This is a genomic window from Vibrio nomapromontoriensis, assembly GCF_050337205.1.
Taxonomy (GTDB): Bacteria; Pseudomonadota; Gammaproteobacteria; order Enterobacterales; family Vibrionaceae; genus Vibrio; species Vibrio nomapromontoriensis.
In genome coordinates, this window is record NZ_JAKJSS010000024.1 from 1 (window position 1) to 18360 (window position 18360).

An 18360-nucleotide genomic window follows, 5' to 3' on the forward strand; every position below is an offset into this window, starting at 1 on the left:
GACTTCAAAACTGTCCCTTACTTAAAAAGTAAGAAGTAATTTTAAAGCTATTATCGTTCCAACAGAACGATAATGAATTTTGACTGTGTGACAGTAAGCGAGCTTACTACCCTTAGGTCACGTGTTCATTGAAAACCATTTTACTTCCGAAGAAGTGGTTCGTTTCTACTTTGCAGCAGAAGCAAACATAATGATTATCATCAACAAGTGTCCACACAGATTGATATAGGTCTAAATTTTTAAAGAACATCTCTTCACTTGGTTAAGCAATTTGCTTTCCGTTTGAAGAGGCGGCCATTCTAGCGGGATATTCTTTCGTGTCAAACACTTTATTGATTTATTTTTTACTTATTTCAAAAACAAATCCTGAAATCTCTTTTGGCTAGAAGCCTTACTGAACATTGCCGTGAACCCTTGTGGGCTCTGCCGTGTCAGTGAGGACGCATTATAGAGATCAGCATCACATTGGCAAGCGTTTTTTTGAATAAATTGCAAAAATAGCGGTTATTTATTAAAAATCATCCCAAAGGCTTATTTATCCCAATTTACCCTCAACTCAAATACAGGTTATCCACAGAGTTATTAAAAAAAGAGGGCTTTCGCCCTCTTTTTTACATCTTAATAGTTAGATTCCAGAGCCATCTTGCTCATCATCTTCTTCATGTAGTCCACATTCTCGCTTTAGACCATTAAACCGCGTCTCTTCTTCTTTCATGCCAGGCACCCACTTTTGAGTTGTGTGCGTATCACCGATAGATAAATAGCCTTCTTCTTTAAGAGGGTGGTAACTCAGCTCATGCGAATGAAGATAATCTTCTATATTTTGGTTGGACCAATCAATAATGGGAAGAAATTTAAAGCGTCCATTTTGAATAGCTAACACGGGTAAACTCGAACGACTCTCTGCTTGCTCTCTTCTTAAACCGGAGAACCAAGTTGTAACCTTGAGCTCTTCAAGCGCACGCTTCATCGGTTCCACTTTATTAATGAGGTTATACTGCTTAATCCCCTCTATACCCTGCTCCCACAACTTACCGTATCTTGCTTCTTGCCAGTTAGGGCTCAGTTTTGCACTATATATGTGTACATTCAGGTCTAGTTGCTGAGTAAGTTGATCAATAAATTGGTATGTCTCAGGAAACAAGTACCCTGTATCGGTGAGTATCACTGGTACATCATCTCTAACCTGGCTTACTAAGTGAAGCATCACCGCTGCTTGCATACCAAAGCTAGAACTAAGAACATGCTGTCCAGGTAAGTTTTCGAATGCCCAGGCGATACGTTGCTCTGCACTTAACGACTCTAAATGTCCGTTTAGTTCGGCCAACTTGAGGATTTGCTCGGTCTTGGTCAAAGACAATAATGTTTCTAGTTTATAGCCCTCTTCAAATTTAAGCATAGAAATCCCTCTTTGATACTTTGACTTCCTCGATCACGCCAGTTCTTATTACAAAGTCACCAAATGCTTCTTTGTTGGTACGTTTTTGAGCCCACTCTCCAATCAAACTATCCAGCTCCTGCAAGATTTGCTTATCAGTAATGTTCTCTTTATACATCTTAGGCACACGGGTTCCTGCTTTATTACCACCGAGATGAAGATTATAGCGACCAGGTGCTTTACCCACTAAACCAACTTCAGCCAACATCGCTCGTCCACATCCATTAGGGCAGCCAGTAATACGTAAGATAATGCTCTCTTCTTTAGGTATTTGATGTTTCGCTAACAGGTCTTCAACCTCAGTAACAAATGATGGAAGAAAACGCTCTGCTTCCGCCATTGCTAAAGGACAGGTTGGGAATGCCACACATGCCATTGAATCTTTACGCTGCTCGCTCACTAGATCATCCATCAAGCCATGCGCGCGCGCTATCTTTTCAATCTTGGTTTTCTGCGTTTTACTTACCCCTGCCACTATCAGATTCTGATTTGCGGTCATTCTGAAATCACCCTTATGAATCTTGGCTATTTCAGCGACGCCTGTCTTTAAAGGTTTTCCAGGGTAATCAAGTAAGCGACCATTCTCTATGAATAAAGCTAAGTGGTGTTTACCGTCTATTCCTTCAACCCATCCAATACGATCACCACGTTCTGTAAATTCATATGGTCGACTTTTAGAGAAAGCGATACCTGCTCGCTTTTCCACTTCAGCTTTAAATACGTCTATCCCTACGCGATCTAACGTATATTTGGTTTTCGCATTTTTACGGTTAGAACGATTGCCCCAATCACGTTGAGTCGTTACCACCGCAGCTGCGACATCTAAAGTATGTGCCAGTGGGACAAAACCAAAGTCATCAGCACGTCGTGGGTATGTCGACAGGTCACCATGCGTCATTGCCAAACCACCACCGACGAGAACATTAAAGCCAATAAGCTTGCCAGCATCTGCGATGGCGACAAAGTTCAGGTCATTTGCGTGGACGTCCACATCATTTTGAGGAGGGATAACAACGGTTGTTTTGAATTTCCTTGGTAAATAGTTACTACCAAGAATGGGTTCTTCTTCAGTGGTTTCGACCTTTTCACCATCTAACCAAATTTCTGCGTATGCACGAGTCTTAGGCAATAAATGTTCGCTGATTTTTTTTGCCCACTCATAAGCTTCTTGATGAAGCTCAGATTCAACCGGGTTAGTCGTACACAACACATTTCGGTTAACATCGCCAGCCGTAGCAATGGAATCAATACCAATACTATTCAACGTCTGATGCATCAGTTTAATATTAGGCTTCAATACGCCATGAAACTGAAACGTTTGACGAGTCGTTAAACGAATACTGCCGTAGAGACTATGGTCTAAAGCAAACTTGTCGATAGCTAACCATTGTTTAGGAGAAATGATCCCGCCAGGCATACGCGCTCGTAACATTACGTTGTGTAGAGGTTCTAACTTTTGCTTGGTGCGTTCATTTCGAATATCACGGTCATCTTGCTGATACATACCGTGAAAACGAATTAGTTGGAAGTTATCAGCTGTAAACCCACCAGTGATTTGATCGGTTAAATCCGATTCAATCGTGCCTCGTAGGTGATTACTCTCTCGCTTCAAGCGCTCGTTATCAGCTAATGGGCCCAACACTTGGCCTAAGACTTCTTGTTTGCTCATTAGTACACATCCTTTTGATAACGTTTTGCTTTTCTTAACTCGTTTATATATTCCTCAGCTTCAGCTAAATTTTTGCCGCCATATAGCTTTGCAATTTCAACCAAGGCCGTATTCACATCTTTTGCCATATGGGTCGCATCTCCACATACATAGATATGCGCACCTTCCTGCAGCCATTGCCAAACTCGTTCACCTTGCTCCAGAAGGCGATGTTGCACATAAACTTTCTCATGCTGATCACGACTAAACGCAACATCTAAACGATCCAATACGCCAGACTTAAGGTACTTTTGCCACTCTACTTGATATAAGAAATCTTGAGTAAAGGTCCTGTCACCAAAGAACAACCAGTTCTTACCTTTCGCGTCTTTATTTTCACGCTCTTGAATAAAGCTTCGGAAAGGTGCGATACCGGTCCCAGGCCCCACCATAATAATGGGAGTATCATTGTCGTCTGGAAGTTTAAATTGCTTGTTATGTTCAACAAACACTTTAACCTCACCACCTTCCTCTAGCCCTTTAGCTAAGTGGTAAGAAGCCCCTCCGTATCGAGTTTCTTCTCCTTTGTCATACTCCACTAACGCCACCGTCAGGTGAACTTCTTCATCCACTTCTAATTGGCTTGACGCGATCGAGTATAAACGTGGTGTTAGACGACGCAGTATAGACAGAAGCGATGTGGCATCGAGTTTGGTTTTCTTCTCTTTGAGTACATCAATCACTTGAGTTTCAGCTGAATACTCTCTTAACTGATCTTTATTCTCGACTAATTTCAGCAATTTTTTACTGCCTGATAACTCGGCATATTTGGTAATAAGCTGCGGATTTGACGCTGTCACTTCGTAGTTCTTAATTAACGCTGTACGCAATGAGACACTTTCACCATCAACATCGACACTTTCAATGCCAGATAGATTAGTCTGTGCAAGAATCGTATCCACCAGCTCGCTACTGTTTTCAAACCAAACACCCAGTGCATCCCCCGCTTGGTAGGTCAGCCCAGAGTCTTCTAAATCAATTTCAATATGACGAACATCTTTACCTGAATCACGCCCGGTTATTTTTTGGCTTGTTAACAGTGTCGCTGTATAAGGGTTCTGCTTGGTATACGACGACGCAGCACCTGCCGTTGCGACAGGTAACGTCACAACATCCGCAGGTTGAGACGATAAGTCATCTTTGATCACTTCGAGCGCTTTAAGGCGCCATTCTGCTGCTGAAACGTCGTAGTCAACATCACAGTCCAACCTTTCGATGAATGGAGTTGCGCCTTGTTTCGTTAAAAATGCATCAAAATCCTTACCTGTTTGACAGAAAAACTCGTAGCTTGAGTCACCAAGACCAATCACACCAAATTTTAGATTGGTGAGTTTAGGGACTTTTTTAGACTGCAGAAACTCATGTAATTCAATCGCATTGTCTGGTGCTTCGCCTTCACCATTCGTCGACGCAACAAAAATAACGTGGGTTTCTTTCGCTAAGTTTTTGCCTTTATAGTCACTTGCATCGAACAACTGTGCGGAAATACCGTGAGCAGAAGCTTCTTGCTCAAGCGCTTCCGCCACACCTTTAGCATTACCAGTTTGAGAGGCATAAATAATAGTCAGCTTACCCGCGGGGGCAGCAGCAACGGCAGAAGTCACGGCACTGGCGACAGGGGTCAATTGTGCTGAGTTTTGAGATTGGCTTAATCCCCAAAAGTACCCACTTACCCAGGCTAATTGGTTAGAAGATAAAGCGGTTGATGCTTGCTGTAGTTGAGATAACTGCTGATCATTAATAGGAGCAGCTAAACCCGGTAATTGTTGTTGTGTATTTCCATTTGATGACATAGTCACGACATCCCTAATCATTGCGTGACGATAGATTAACCAACCATTTTAATAACAAGAAAGAATAGATATGAATGTTTTATAACTTTTTGGAAGAAAGGAATAGTTTTAAGGCGGGTTACTTAGCTTCAATACGTACCTGAGAAAAGCCTACAGCGAGAGCCGATTTTGAGGCTTTATCAAGATCAAGGTACTGACACTCAGCTCCATGAATGTCGGTTAACATAAGGAAGCCACCCTGTTTGTGGCGAAATTCCACTACCCACCCACCATCAAGCTCGGAAGGCTCGATAATCGCTTCGGCTAACAAGTCCTGATGATAAAGATGCTTCAATTCAGTTATGGTCATAATTACTCCCTAAGTATACCGCTCGCCTATCTACGTAGGTTGATTAGTATAACTATAGCAAGTAGCGGCACATTCGCCTGTTTAGTTGTTGCGAACATGTTAACCTTCACGTGCAACAAAGCGATGATAAACCCATAAAGCAATGACAAAAGCAACAATCCAAGGAAGCAACTGAATAACCACTCCCATCATCCCCAGCACAAACATAACAGCAAAAGAAGCTACAATGGCTAACGTGACCGTCACAAAGGTAACACCAGTCATGACTAACATTCCAAAAAATACCATAAGAAAAATCAGCTCAAACATATCGCCTCCTCAGGCTCCAACTAAACAACGAAACACACAAACTATTGTACAAACTAACTGCACAAATCGTTCCAACTTTTTAAGCGCCTGATTTAGTTGAACTTACAAAACAAAAAAACTCCAACTAGCGTCAAGGCCAGCTGGAGTTGGTATTTTCTACCACCATATTGGTAAATTTAAACGTCGAGTTCTTTTGGAATTTTAGTCAGTGCTGTTTGAATCACTTCCACACCTGCACCTTTTTTATGGGCATTTTCACTAATATAACGACGCCACTGTCTGCCACCTGGCATTGCTTGGAATAAACCAATCATATGTCGGCTGATATGGCCTAGATTAGAGCCATTAGCAAGCTGCTTCTCGATGTAAGGGTACATATCTTCTACAACCTGACTGCGCTTTTTCACAGGCTTGTCTAAACCAAAAACCTTTTGATCTACTTCCGCAAGTAGATAAGGGTTTTGATACGCTTCTCTACCAATCATCACTCCATCAAGGTGTGCCAAATGCTCCAAAGATTCGTCCAGTGTTTTAACGCCGCCATTCACACCGATCTGTAAATGTGGGAAGTCTTTCTTAATCTGGTAAGCTCGAGGATAATCGAGCGGTGGGATCTCTCGGTTCTCTTTTGGGCTCAAACCACTCAACCATGCCTTACGAGCGTGAATAGTAAAGTCTTGACAACCACCTTGCTCTGAAACGATAGAAACAAAGCGCGTCAGAAACTCATAAGAATCCTGATCGTCAATGCCAATACGTGTCTTTACCGTAACAGGAATCGACACAACCGCTTTCATTGCAGCAATACATTCCGCAACCAGTTCAGGCTCTCCCATAAGGCAAGCACCAAAACGGCCGTTCTGTACCCTATCCGACGGACAACCAACATTGAGGTTAATTTCATCATAACCACGCTCTTGGGCAAGCTTGGCACAAGTCGCTAAGTCGATTGGATTTGAGCCACCTAACTGCAACGCGACTGGATGCTCTTCTTCGCTGTAAGTTAAGAAATCCCCTTTACCATGGATAATGGCACCTGTTGTGATCATCTCGGTATACAGCAAGGCTTGCGAAGAAAGCAAACGATGGAAATAACGACAATGCCTATCCGTCCAATCGAGCATGGGTGCAATTGAAAGACGGCTTGAATGGAAATCGCTTGTGTTGTCTGGCTTCATCATTGTTTTACCTAAGTTTTAACCACTCAAATCCGCTTTGAATATCATGGGTACTTTGCCTAAATTAGTCCCATAGTCCCCGTAAGATAGGAGGACAACGGAATGCTTTCTCTATCAATGAAAAAACGGTCGCGACAAAACGGGGAATTCCGCTACAAGGCAACCATCATCGTGAAGAAAAAGCAGGCAATAATACACAGAGAATTAAGAACTTTCAAAAAGAAAGAGCTGATGTCAACCCGCTTGAAACCCTCCACCTAGACACTACCCCTTGATAAATTTATGACTAGTAAGGATTTTACTGATTTACAGAATAGTACTGCGTGTACCAAACGCTATGTCATCGACATGTTTAATAGCTGGTAATTAAGACCCAGCCATAGCACTACTCTAAACCTGGGTTGTCTTTTTCTCTTTCAAGCTGATTTACCTTTGTGGTGATAACTTCATCCCCCCTCTTTATATCTAACCCTTCCTTGCCTAATACAAGGAAGGGTTACCATGTTCTTTTTACTCCCCAACCTGTACAACGACTCTTCGCTCACCACTACTCAATAAAACCAGCCTGCACTCCCAAGCCCAACAGTAAAACATAACATCATGAAAAATATAAATAAAAACACAAAACCCAAGAATTAACCTCAAAGAAAACAGCCTATACACTTAGTAATAGGAGTATTTGGCCTATGATGATCCTTTTACTTATAGAGCTGTACATACATCGTTAAATATCTTTTCAGTATTAGCCGACTAAGAGTATGACTTTTGATCTCACCTCGAAGTTGACCAGTAATCTATGTGACAGAAGCATCGCAATCCATGAATCTATCTGCCGTTCCCCACACGACAATAACGATCTGCGTAGGGAAATAGTATAAGATGTAGGGATATCGCTTAGGTAGGTGGTCATGTGAATCAACAGTTAATCCAACAAGTCGAAGATATTTGTGCTGCTCGTGGTGTTCGCTTAACGCCACAACGTCGCAGTGTCTTTGTTCTAATTTGTGAAAATAAAAAGGCATCAAGTGCTTATGAACTACTGGAGCAATTAAAGGCCAGTGAACCTAAAGCCAAACCGCCAACCGTATATCGCGCTCTTGATTTTTTATTGGAGCAAGGGTTTATCCATCGCGTTGAATCGACAAACAGCTTTGTCTCATGCTGTTCATTTGGCGAACATAAGCATTTTTCTCATCTTCTGATTTGTGACAAATGCGGCAATGTCGTTGAACTACAAGATGATAATCTGATAGCCTTGTTGAATAGCAACGTTGATAAATATGGCTTTCAATATTCCAACCACGTTATAGAATCTCATGGTACTTGTCAGACGTGTTCGTCATTGGAAGATCACACTTAGATAGAAGAAGTTATGCGCGCTGAATTTGTAAACCCGTTTTTAGCCTCACTCATGAATGTGCTAAAAACAATGGCTTCAATGGAGATAAAGCCATTAAAACCCAGAATTAAAAAAGATGAGGTTGCACGTGGAGACGTGTCCGGTCTTATTGGAATGGTAGGAACGCAATCTCGCGGCTCAATGTCAATTACCTTTGAAGAAGGGTTGGCACTGGAGATCATGCAAAAAATGTTGGGTGAGCGCCCTCATGGCTTAAATGAAGAAGTGACCGATATGGTCGGTGAAATCACCAACATGGTCACTGGTGGTGCAAAGCGTATCCTAGCAGAGAAAGGCTTCGATTTTGACATGGCGACCCCTGTGGTCGTTTCGGGAAAGGGGCATACCATTCGACACAAGTGTGATGGAGCCATCATCATCATGCCATTTACCTCAGAATGGGGTAACGCATTTATTGAAATTTGTTTCGAATAACGATTAATTTCGAAGAGCCATTTTTCGAAGAAGCTTGTCGAACACACCTCGATGTTGCTCACTCATAAAAAATGCCAGTCCTTAGATGTGACTGGCATTTCTCGTTGTTAAGCTCGTTAACCGTGTAAGCGATTATCCGCTTAATCTCCCGCGACTTTCATTGACTCAATCAAGATTGAACCAGTTTGAATCTGCGAGCGAGTTTCAACGTCACTACCAACAGCAACGATATTTTTAAACATCGTTTCCAAATTAGAAGCAACGGTAATTTCAGATACCGGGTATTGGATCTCGCCATTTTCAACCCAGAATCCAGCGGCTCCGCGTGAATAATCACCCGTGACGGTATTGACTCCCTGCCCCATGACTTCAGTTACTAGCAAACCAGTGCCGAGGGTTTTAAGCATGGCATCAAAGTTTTGCCCGGTATTTTTTACGTACCAGTTATGAATACCACCAGCATGACCGGTTGGCGTCATATTCATTTTGCGCGCCGCATAACTGGTTAATAAATACGTCGCCAGTTTCCCATCTTTAATAATTTCTAGGTCTTGAGTAAACACCCCTTCACTATCAAATGGGCTAGATGCTAAACCGCGAAGTACATGTGGCTTTTCTTCGACTTGAAACCACTCTGGCAGAATAGTTTCACCCAGTTTATCAAGTAAAAATGAGGATTTTCGGTAGAGATTTCCACCACTAATCGCCATGACGAGGTGGCCCATCAATCCCGTTGCCACATCATTGGCAAACAATACAGGGTACTTACCCGTTTTTATTTTCTGAGGGTCTAATCTTTGAATGGTTTTGGATGCCGCTTCTTTACCAACTCGTTCAGGGGACCAGAGGTCATCGATGTGACGGGCAAGCGTGTAGCTATAATCACGCTCCATATCACCATTTTTACCCTGACCGATAACACTACAGCTGATACTGTGGCGGCTAGACGCATAGCCAGCAAGCAAACCGTGACTATTACCATAGACTTTAACACCGTAATGACTGTCATAACTCGCGCCGTCGCTTTGCTTAATCTTATCACTGTAAGATAATGCCGCTTTTTCTGCTTCAATGGCTCGCTGTGCTGCAACATCAGGATTCGGTTCATCAGGATGGAAAAGATCAAGGTCTGGAATGTTGGAGACCATCAACTCTTTCGGTGCAGGTCCTGCAAACGGATCTTCTGACGTATATTGTGCAATATCCAGCGCTGCGGCAACGGTCTGCGCAATGGCTTTTTCACTCAAATCTGATGTCGAGGCACTACCTTTGCGCTGACCTCGGTATACAGTGATGCCAAGAGCACCATCACTGTTAAACTCAACGTTTTCAACTTCGCACATACGTGTTGAGACGCTTAGTCCGGTACTTTTTGTAATGGCGACTTCCGCGGCGTCGGCACTCACAGATGCCATGTCCAAAGCTTTTGCTACCGCGGCTTCCAGCTCAGCTTGCTGCTGAGCGACTTGCTCTCTTACGTCCATAATCCATCTAACTTTTATCAATTATCTTTGCCTAGAATAACAAGCTTTTCGCTTTCTCCCCAGATTTCTTGCTAAAATAGGCAATATTCGTAACGAGATAGTGATATAGGCAGAAAACATGGCTCGCAAAAATCAGAAAGCACCGTGGGAAGAAGAAGAAGAAATCATTTGGGTGAGTCGAACCGAAATGAAAAACGACATGGAAGCGTTACAAAAACTAGGCGAAGAGCTTGTAGGGTTAAAACCTTCCGTGTTGGCAAAATTCCCGCTTAGCGATGACCTAAGAGATGCAATCAAAGACGCGCAACGTTTTAAAAACGAAGCTCGCCGTCGTCAGTTACAATACATTGGCAAAGTCATGCGTAATGTTGATCCAGAGCCTATTCAAGCAGCACTGGATAAAATCCGCAATAAGCACTCTCAACAAACAGCAGCATTGCATAAGTTGGAAGAGCTAAGGGACAAGATTGTAGAAGAAGGCGATTCAGCTATTGCAGAAGCCTTAGACTCGTATCCAGATCTCGACCGCCAACGCTTGCGCCAACTTGCTCGTCAAGCGAAGAAAGAGAAATCAGCCTCTAAGCCAGCTAAAGCGTTTCGTGAAATTTTCCAAATGCTAAAAGCGGAAGAAGAAGCAAAAGAAGAAGCGCTAGCACAAGAACAAGACCAAAACAGCTAGAGTCAATTTAAACAGTGGGAGCGAACTCGCTTTCACTGTTTTCTTCACTCTTTTTACCACCGCGCCACATCGTCGATTTTAATGCTGCGCCGCAAGAACAAATTTGGCTAACTCAGCATGGTCATGATGACTGTTCAATGCCTCAATGTTACCCACCATCGAAATACTCCCCTTAGAAAGATAAGCAAAACGATGAGCAATTGCCTTTGCGTCATTCAAGTGATGCGTCACCATGACAACCGTAATAGCATTGTCCTCAGCCAGATTTTTTACCACCGACAGCATCTCTTTCCTCAACAGTGGATCGAGCGCAGAAAACGGTTCATCTAATAGCCACAATGGCCGAGATTGAACAAAACAGCGAGCTAAGGCTACCCGTTGCTTCTGCCCGCCAGATAACTCTGAAGGTAAGCGAGATAAGTAGTCTTGTAGCCCCACCTTGCTTGCTGCTTCCTTTACTTTCTTTAGGACTTCAGGCGTCAGTTTAAGCGAAGGGTGAATACCAAGAACAATATTGTCTTGAACGGTAAGATGCTCAAAAAGGTTATTATCTTGAAATAGCATCGCCAGCGGTCGCTGATGAGGTTCCAATGACAACATTGACTGCCCTCCGATAAGGATCTCACCCGATTCCGGGGCACAAAAGCCAGACACCATTGCCAGTAATGTTGATTTACCTGCACCACTTGGCCCAATTAATGACAATATTTCACCTTGTTTGACCCCTAAGGTGAACTCAAACCATTCTTGATGATAGCGATATCTTGTTTGCTTTAATTCCAGCATCATGTTTATTGCGACTCCCGATGTCTATTTTTCACTACTAGGCGATCGGTCAGTGAGAACATCCCAATACTTATCGTAAATAACACCAATGAAACCACCGCGGCGGCCTGCATTTGATAACTTCCCAATAGTTGATAAAGATACAAGGGAAGCGTTTTAAAATCTTGACTACCAAACAATGCAATCACGGTTAAATCCCCTAACGAGAGGATAAAACTCATTGAAAAAGCATGCAGCAATGGCGCTCTTAACGCTCGCCACTCCATACTAAAGAATCGCGCAACCCCTAAGATACCAAGACTCTGCCAAAGTAGATGATACTGGGTTGCTAGTTGAAGCATGGGCTGGCTGAGCGTTTTAATCACAAACGGCAGAGCCATTAACGCGTTAACCATGACAACAATCACCACGGCTAAACTAAATACATCCGTCATACCACGCAACATCAAGAATGTTGCCGTGCTCAGTACTAGTGCAGGAGTCACCAGTATCACTGTACCAACCAATTCAATTTTATCGGCAAGGCGGGAGCGCTCTTTCAGCCGCAACATTCGCGTGGAACTCACTATCAAGACGCCCACAATCAAAGCAATCACCGCGGAGAACATCGCCACTTGCAAAGACGAAAATAGCGACTGCCAAAATATAGCATCCGTTAATACCGTATAGGCTTTGTGATTCAATCCACTAAGGACCACCATCAATAAAGGCGGTATGACAAGCAATAGACTTGCGATGATCCAAAAAGCATCCCAAAGCCGCTTATTCCACGTATCTGATGATTGAATCGGCACGGCATGACAAAAAGTGCTCGCCCCCTCCAATACTTTACTAAAGCGTCCTACAAGCAAGACCAATACGGAGCAAATGCCCATTTGCCATATCGCTAATACCGCCCCAACCTGCAAGTCAAAGTCGAACTTAATGGCTTGATAAATAGCCAGCTCAATAGTCGTCGCTTTCGGCCCTCCTCCCAATGCCATGACCGTCGCGAAACTGGTAAAACAAAGCATGAAAACGAGTCCTACAACATGAGGTAAATGCTGCTTAAGCCTTGGCCACTCAACAAACTTAAAGCAATGCCAACTTCCCATTCCCAGATGTTTTGCCAGTTTACGCTGCTCACTAGGAACACTTTCAATCGTCATCAATAGCAAGCGTGTTGCAAACGGCAAATTAAAAAACACATGGGCGATCAAAATGCCATTTAGTCCGTATATGGAAAAAGGCAGTTTGGTATTGAATAGCCCTAAGGCCTGAGCGACGACCCCCTGATTTCCGTACACAGCAAGAATACCAAACACGCCTACTAGCACAGGTAAAACAAGGGTTGTTCCAAACACTTTAAGCAAAAAGTTTCGGCCGAAAAATCGACGACGTGACAGCGCATGCGCCACCGGCAAAGCTAAGCCGACACTCAAGCCAGTAGAAAGAGTGGCTTGATAGAGGCTAAATTTGGCGACATGAAGATAGTAGCTATCCGTAATTAAATCACTGAAATTGGCAAGTGATGAATAAGATAACAACGTCCAAAGCGATGCCACCACATAACTGGCGATGATGATGACAATGACAATGCCTGTTTTTGGTGTACGTATCACATAGACCTCGAAAAAAGCGGCCCAGTAATATAGGCCGCTATATAAAAGTGTTTAACTCAACCAGTTTGGCTTTAGTCTATCACTGAATCACCAAGACTATTGGATAAGCGCAGACTGCCACTCACGAATCCAAGCTTTACGGTTTTTTGCGACTTCATCTGGCGTAAAGGTCAGCGATTTACTCGGTACAGTAAGTGCATCAAACCCTGTAGGTAGCTCACGATCCACAACGGGATACATCCAGTTGCCTGTTGGAATTTGAGACTGAAAATCATCAGACACGACAAACTGCATAAACTCATCGGCTAATTTGTCGTTTTTGGTATTGGCAACCTTCGCGGCGACCTCGACTTGGGTATAGTGCCCTTCCACGAAGTCAGCGGCAGCGAATCGAGCATCTTGCTCAGCGATTAGGTGATAAGCTGGCGATGTGGTGTACGATAATACCAAATCGGCCTCGCCTTCTAAAAACATGGAATACGCTTCAGACCATCCTTTTGTCACGGTAACGGTTTTTTTCGCTAACTGCTGCCACGCGGCACTGGCGTCATCGCCATACACAGACTTCATCCATAACAGTAAACCTTGCCCAGGCGTCGAGGTTCTTGGATCTTGGTAAATCACACTAAGATCATCACGATCTTCAATCAGCGCTTTAAGACTGGTAGGTGGCGTTTTTACTTTGTCTTTGTTGTACACAAACGCAAAGTACCCGTAATCGAAGGGGACAAACACGTCGTCACTCCAGCCATTGGGCAATACTAAATTATCGGTATCAACCTTGTGGTTCGCGAGTAGACCTGACGCTTTAGCTTCGCTCATTAAATTATTATCAAGACCTAACACCACATCCGCTTTTGAGAAAGCACCTTCAAGGCGTAAACGATTCAGGATCGACACACCATCATCCAAAGCCACCAATTGCAACTCACAATCACATTGAGCTTCGAACGCTTTTTTAATCGCAGGCCCTGGCCCCCAGTCTGACGCAAAAGAGTCATAGGTATAAACCGTTAATTTCGAAGCACTTGCCACTTGTGCGAGCGCCAGAAGGGAAGTAGCAATGGCTACTTTAGATAAACGGGTGTAGTTCACTAATTCTATCCTTAGTTATTGTTTTATCATCCAAACAGTCTTTGCACCGAAGTATCAGTAGCAACGTTTCAGTAGCAAAATCTTCATAACAACATTGATGATGAATTGTAACCGCTGCATCACACATTCACCATCCCTATTCCTTTATCTCTGATCATAGCCCCAACGCGGTACCAAAGCTTGCTCAATGCCCATGTGATCGAGTACTCGCGCGACAATAAAATCAACCAAATCATCAATGCTCTTAGGTTGATGATAAAAGCCAGGCGCTGCTGGCATAATCGTTACACCCATGGTGGACAGTTTATGCATATTCTCCAAATGCAATGTCGAGAACGGCGTTTCACGCACGACCAACAACAACTGCCCACGCTCTTTCAATACTACATCAGCAGCACGCTCAATAAGGTTGTCAGACATACCGTGAGCAATGGCAGCCACACTGCCAGCAGAGCATGGGCAAATGATCATTTGCTTAGGCGCTGCAGAGCCCGATGCAACAGGGGAAAACCAATCCTCCTTGCCACACACCACAAGCTTATCTGGTTCGCAATTAAGGCGCGCCACCAGCTGCTTATGAGCTGCATCAGGACCACTAGGTAATTTGATATCATGCTCTGTTGCTAAGACCACTCGCGCCGCTGAAGAAATCAATAAGTGCACGGTATAATCCGCCGCTAAAAGACATTCCAGCAACCTCATTCCATAAGGTGCACCAGAAGCACCGGTAAACGCGAGCGTGATAGCCTTGTTGGTTGCGTTCATTAAGCCAATCTCTCTAATAGTTTCTGATGAATACCACCAAACCCACCGTTACTCATTACTAGAATTTGGTCACCAGCTTGAGCTTTAGATTGAATCGCTGCGACTAACTCATCCACACTATTTCTAATTACTACCGGCTGAGAACAGCTAGCGGCGATATCGTTGACAGACCAGTCAATGTTATCCGGTTGCAGTAAAAACACCTCATCGGCATGCTGAAGAGAATCGGCAAGTTTATCTTTATGAACACCACGCTTCATCGTGGCAGAGCGAGGCTCTAATACCGCTAAAATACGCTTTTCACCCACCTTATTCCTCAACCCTTCAAGGGTGAGCTGTATTGCCGTGGGGTGATGTGCAAAATCATCATAAATTTCAATCTGATTCACTTCGCCTTTGAATTCAAGGCGACGCTTGGTATTAATAAACTTAGTTAATGCAGCACAGGCAAGCTCAGGCGTCACGCCGACATGCCTTGCGCCAGCAATAGCCATCAGTGCATTATCCACGTTATGGTCACCGACCAAATCCCACTTCACTTCCCCCACTTTGTCGCCATGTAAGTAAACATCAAAATGAGACCCATCTTTATGTTGTTTCACCGCATTCCAGTCGGCTGAAGCTCCGGTATGCTCGACCTCACTCCAACAACCTCGTCCTAGCACATCTTGAATTGCGCTATCACCTGCCGGAGCTAAGATTCGACCATTCCCCGGCACCGTGCGTACCAAGTGATGGAACTGCCGTTTTATCGCTTCAAGATCATCAAAGATATCCGCATGGTCAAACTCAAGATTGTTCATGATGAGGGTTCGTGGATGGTAATGAACGAACTTGGATCGCTTGTCAAAGAAGGCGCTGTCGTACTCATCAGCCTCGACAACAAAAAACATCGACTCACCTAGCCTCGCCGACTGACCAAAATTGCCCAGAACGCCTCCGACTAAAAAGCCTGGCTGATAGCCACACTCCTCTAAAATCCAACTTAACATACTCGACGTGGTGGTTTTACCATGAGTTCCAGACACAGCAATAACCCAGCGGTCGTGAAGCAAGAACTCTTGTAACCATTGAGGACCCGAGGTGTATTTGAGATTTCGATTCAATACATACTCAACACAAGGGTTACCGCGACTCATTGCATTACCGATCACAACTAAATCTGGCGCAGGATCCAACTGACTAGGGTCGAAGCCCTCAATAATTTCAATTCCCTGAGACTCAAGAAGTGTGCTCATAGGGGGGTAAACGTTAGCATCACTACCAGTGACTCGATGGCCTAACTGTTGAGCTAGAACGGCAGCGCCACCCATAAAGGTGCCACAGATACCAAGAATATGAATATGCATGTTGGGTTCTCTATTGTTCACAGTGCTTCTTTTTGCTTTCGCTATATATACCCAAACCACGCGATAAAAGCGAGGAAGTTAACAGTTACGCGGCATTTTGTGACTTCCATCATACAAACACCCCATTTGTAAGGTTACTTCATTACCATTAAAAAGTTCTGCCCCCTACAATATTCCATGTGTGTAGATGAATACCCCCAACTCGTTCACTCACACTTCTCCCCCAAGATAATAGTTAGCAGATTAAAGGAAAGACCATGTCTGAAATGCGCACCCTAGGCGAATTTATTGTTGAGAAACAAAACGACTTCCCCCATGCCAGTGGTGATTTATCATCCCTTATCTCTTCAATTCGACTTGCCGCAAAAATTGTAAACCGAGAAATTAATAAAGCAGGCCTTGTCGATATCACCGGTGCAGTAGGTACTGAGAACGTACAAGGTGAAGCACAGCAAAAGCTGGATCTTTATGCTAATGATAAATTTAAAGCGGCACTTGAAGCTCGTGACCAAGTTTGTGGTGTTGCCAGTGAAGAAGAAGATGAAGCTGTAGCCTTTAATAAAGAACTGAATAAGAACGCAAAATACGTCGTGCTAATGGATCCTCTTGATGGTTCTTCTAACATCGATGTAAACGTATCTGTCGGCACTATCTTCTCCATCTACCGTCGAGTCTCACCAATTGGTACGCCTCCAACCCAAGAAGATTTTTTACAGCCAGGAAATAAACAAGTCGCTGCTGGTTATGTTGTCTATGGTTCTTCAACGATGCTGGTTTATACCACAGGTAAAGGCGTCAACGGTTTCACCTACGATCCCTCTATCGGTACCTTCTGTCTATCCCATGAAAACATGATGATTCCTGAAGATGGTTCGATCTACTCCATTAACGAAGGTAACTACATCCGCTTCCCTATGGGCGTGAAAAAATACATCAAGTACTGCCAAGAAAATGAGCCAAGTGAAAACCGACCATATACCTCGCGCTATATCGGTTCTTTGGTGTCAGATTTCCACCGCAACCTGTTAAAAGGCGGTATTTATCTGTACCCGAGTACGCAAAGCCACCCGAGCGGAAAGCTTCGTTTGCTGTATGAGTGCAACCCAATGGCCTTCATTATGGAACAAGCTGGCGGAACAGCCTCTGATGGTAATCAGCGTATTATGGATATTAAGCCAACAGAACTTCACCAGCGAGTGCCTTTCTTTGTAGGCTCAAAACGTATGGTAGAAAAAGTTGAATCTTTCTTAGAAGAATACCCAGAGCAATAATTTTTCTACAAATTAAACAATTTAGAAGTGCCTCTCAGTGAGGCACTTTTTGTTTTAATTTTCAGCGTATATACTTTATTTAACCCATTTGAATGATAACGCCTATCCTTAATATCTATAGGGATTTAGAATCAAGAAGGAAGATCCAAATGAGCTTAAACCACGTACCTGCCGGTAAGTCACTACCTGATGATATTTATGTCGTCATTGAGATCCCAGCTAACGCCGATCCGATAAAATACGAAGTGGATAAAGATTCTGGTGCCGTGTTCGTCGACCGATTCATGTCCGCCCCCATGTTCTACCCGTGCAACTATGGTTACGTCAATGACACCCTTTCCCTCGATGGCGACCCTGTTGATGTTCTCGTCCCAACACCTTATCCGCTTATCCCGGGTTCAGTCATCCGCTGTCGCCCAGTGGGTGTTTTAAAGATGACGGATGAGTCTGGCGAAGATGCTAAAATTTTTGCCGTTCCGCACAGTAAAATATCAAAAGAGTACGAACACATCCAAGATGTAAATGATATTCCAGAGCTACTTAAAGCCCAAATCACCCAGTTTTTTGAGCGCTATAAAGAACTAGAACCAGGAAAATGGGTAAAAGTAGAAGGGTGGGCTGATATTCACGCCGCTCGAGAGGAAATCATCAGCTCCTATGACCGAGCACAAAAAAAATAATAGCCATAAAAAACGCTCTCTATGAGCGTTTTCCCCTCTAT

General features: G+C 43.7%; 17 protein-coding genes. 5 read left to right on the top strand and 12 right to left on the bottom strand.

Features of this window, described 5'->3' with window-relative positions; genetic code table 11:
• Nucleotides 1–625 precede the first annotated feature (625 nt).
• From L4D05_RS22915 to dusA, 6 genes are all read right to left on the bottom strand, one after another.
• On the bottom strand, nucleotides 626–1399 hold the full coding sequence (locus L4D05_RS22915) for a phosphoadenylyl-sulfate reductase (protein ID WP_428795383.1): 774 nt from the start codon (nucleotides 1397–1399) through the stop codon (nucleotides 626–628).
• Nucleotides 1392–3107: an assimilatory sulfite reductase (NADPH) hemoprotein subunit gene (cysI, locus tag L4D05_RS22920; RefSeq protein ID WP_428795384.1), complete on the bottom strand. Its 1716-nt coding sequence runs from the start codon at nucleotides 3105–3107 to the stop codon at nucleotides 1392–1394. Before cysI ends, L4D05_RS22915 begins: the two co-directional genes overlap by 8 nt.
• Nucleotides 3107–4960, bottom strand: a complete 1854-nt coding sequence (locus L4D05_RS22925) for an assimilatory sulfite reductase (NADPH) flavoprotein subunit (protein WP_428795385.1) — start codon at nucleotides 4958–4960, stop codon at nucleotides 3107–3109. The genes cysI and L4D05_RS22925 overlap by 1 nt, the downstream gene beginning before the upstream one ends.
• 97 nt (nucleotides 4961–5057) lie before the next feature.
• A complete protein-coding gene (locus L4D05_RS22930) occupies nucleotides 5058–5288 on the bottom strand; it encodes a thymidylate kinase (protein WP_428754781.1) in 231 nt (76 codons plus the stop codon).
• Between the two features lie 99 nt (nucleotides 5289–5387).
• Nucleotides 5388–5597 (bottom strand): envelope stress response protein PspG, encoded by a 210-nt coding sequence (locus L4D05_RS22935; protein WP_428754782.1) that lies wholly within the window; start codon nucleotides 5595–5597, stop codon nucleotides 5388–5390.
• Between the two features lie 176 nt (nucleotides 5598–5773).
• Complete coding sequence (gene dusA, locus L4D05_RS22940) at nucleotides 5774–6775, bottom strand: tRNA dihydrouridine(20/20a) synthase DusA (RefSeq protein WP_428795399.1); 1002 nt, start codon at nucleotides 6773–6775, stop codon at nucleotides 5774–5776.
• Nucleotides 6776–7685: 910 nt separating this feature from the next.
• On the opposite strand from dusA, the gene zur reads away from it, so the two are divergent.
• Nucleotides 7686–8135, top strand: a complete 450-nt coding sequence (zur, locus tag L4D05_RS22945) for a zinc uptake transcriptional repressor Zur (RefSeq protein ID WP_428754783.1) — start codon at nucleotides 7686–7688, stop codon at nucleotides 8133–8135.
• Between the two features lie 12 nt (nucleotides 8136–8147).
• Complete coding sequence (locus L4D05_RS22950) at nucleotides 8148–8609, top strand: chemotaxis protein CheX (RefSeq protein WP_250619358.1); 462 nt, start codon at nucleotides 8148–8150, stop codon at nucleotides 8607–8609.
• A gap of 140 nt (nucleotides 8610–8749) precedes the next feature.
• On the opposite strand, the gene pmbA is transcribed toward L4D05_RS22950, so the two are convergent.
• The gene (gene pmbA / locus L4D05_RS22955) at nucleotides 8750–10093 is read right to left on the bottom strand and encodes a metalloprotease PmbA (protein ID WP_428754805.1); all 1344 of its coding nucleotides are present in this window, start codon (nucleotides 10091–10093) and stop codon (nucleotides 8750–8752) included.
• Nucleotides 10094–10211: 118 nt separating this feature from the next.
• Here pmbA and yjgA point away from each other — a divergent pair, with 118 nt between their 5' ends.
• Nucleotides 10212–10772: a ribosome biogenesis factor YjgA gene (gene yjgA / locus L4D05_RS22960; RefSeq protein WP_265677656.1), complete on the top strand. Its 561-nt coding sequence runs from the start codon at nucleotides 10212–10214 to the stop codon at nucleotides 10770–10772.
• Nucleotides 10773–10850: 78 nt separating this feature from the next.
• Here the strand turns inward: yjgA and thiQ are convergent, their stop codons facing one another.
• From thiQ to mpl, 5 genes are all read right to left on the bottom strand, one after another.
• Nucleotides 10851–11558, bottom strand: coding sequence for a thiamine ABC transporter ATP-binding protein (thiQ, locus tag L4D05_RS22965; RefSeq protein WP_428795400.1), 708 nt, complete (start codon nucleotides 11556–11558; stop codon nucleotides 10851–10853).
• 5 nt (nucleotides 11559–11563) lie between these two features.
• Nucleotides 11564–13159, bottom strand: a complete 1596-nt coding sequence (gene thiP / locus L4D05_RS22970; RefSeq protein WP_428795386.1) for a thiamine/thiamine pyrophosphate ABC transporter permease — start codon at nucleotides 13157–13159, stop codon at nucleotides 11564–11566.
• A 96-nt stretch (nucleotides 13160–13255) separates the two neighbouring features.
• Nucleotides 13256–14224, bottom strand: coding sequence for a thiamine ABC transporter substrate binding subunit (thiB, locus tag L4D05_RS22975; protein WP_428795401.1), 969 nt, complete (start codon nucleotides 14222–14224; stop codon nucleotides 13256–13258).
• A 174-nt stretch (nucleotides 14225–14398) separates the two neighbouring features.
• The gene (locus L4D05_RS22980; protein WP_428795387.1) at nucleotides 14399–15019 is read right to left on the bottom strand and encodes a flavin prenyltransferase UbiX; all 621 of its coding nucleotides are present in this window, start codon (nucleotides 15017–15019) and stop codon (nucleotides 14399–14401) included.
• Nucleotides 15019–16368, bottom strand: coding sequence for a UDP-N-acetylmuramate:L-alanyl-gamma-D-glutamyl-meso-diaminopimelate ligase (mpl, locus tag L4D05_RS22985; protein ID WP_428795402.1), 1350 nt, complete (start codon nucleotides 16366–16368; stop codon nucleotides 15019–15021). The genes L4D05_RS22980 and mpl overlap by 1 nt, the downstream gene beginning before the upstream one ends.
• Nucleotides 16369–16625: 257 nt before the next feature.
• Between mpl and fbp the strand changes: the two genes are divergently transcribed.
• Together fbp and ppa are read left to right on the top strand one after the other, a co-directional pair.
• The gene (gene fbp / locus L4D05_RS22990; RefSeq protein ID WP_265677661.1) at nucleotides 16626–17639 is read left to right on the top strand and encodes a class 1 fructose-bisphosphatase; all 1014 of its coding nucleotides are present in this window, start codon (nucleotides 16626–16628) and stop codon (nucleotides 17637–17639) included.
• A 149-nt stretch (nucleotides 17640–17788) separates the two neighbouring features.
• A complete protein-coding gene (gene ppa / locus L4D05_RS22995) occupies nucleotides 17789–18319 on the top strand; it encodes an inorganic diphosphatase (protein WP_428795388.1) in 531 nt (176 codons plus the stop codon).
• Nucleotides 18320–18360 lie beyond the last annotated feature (41 nt).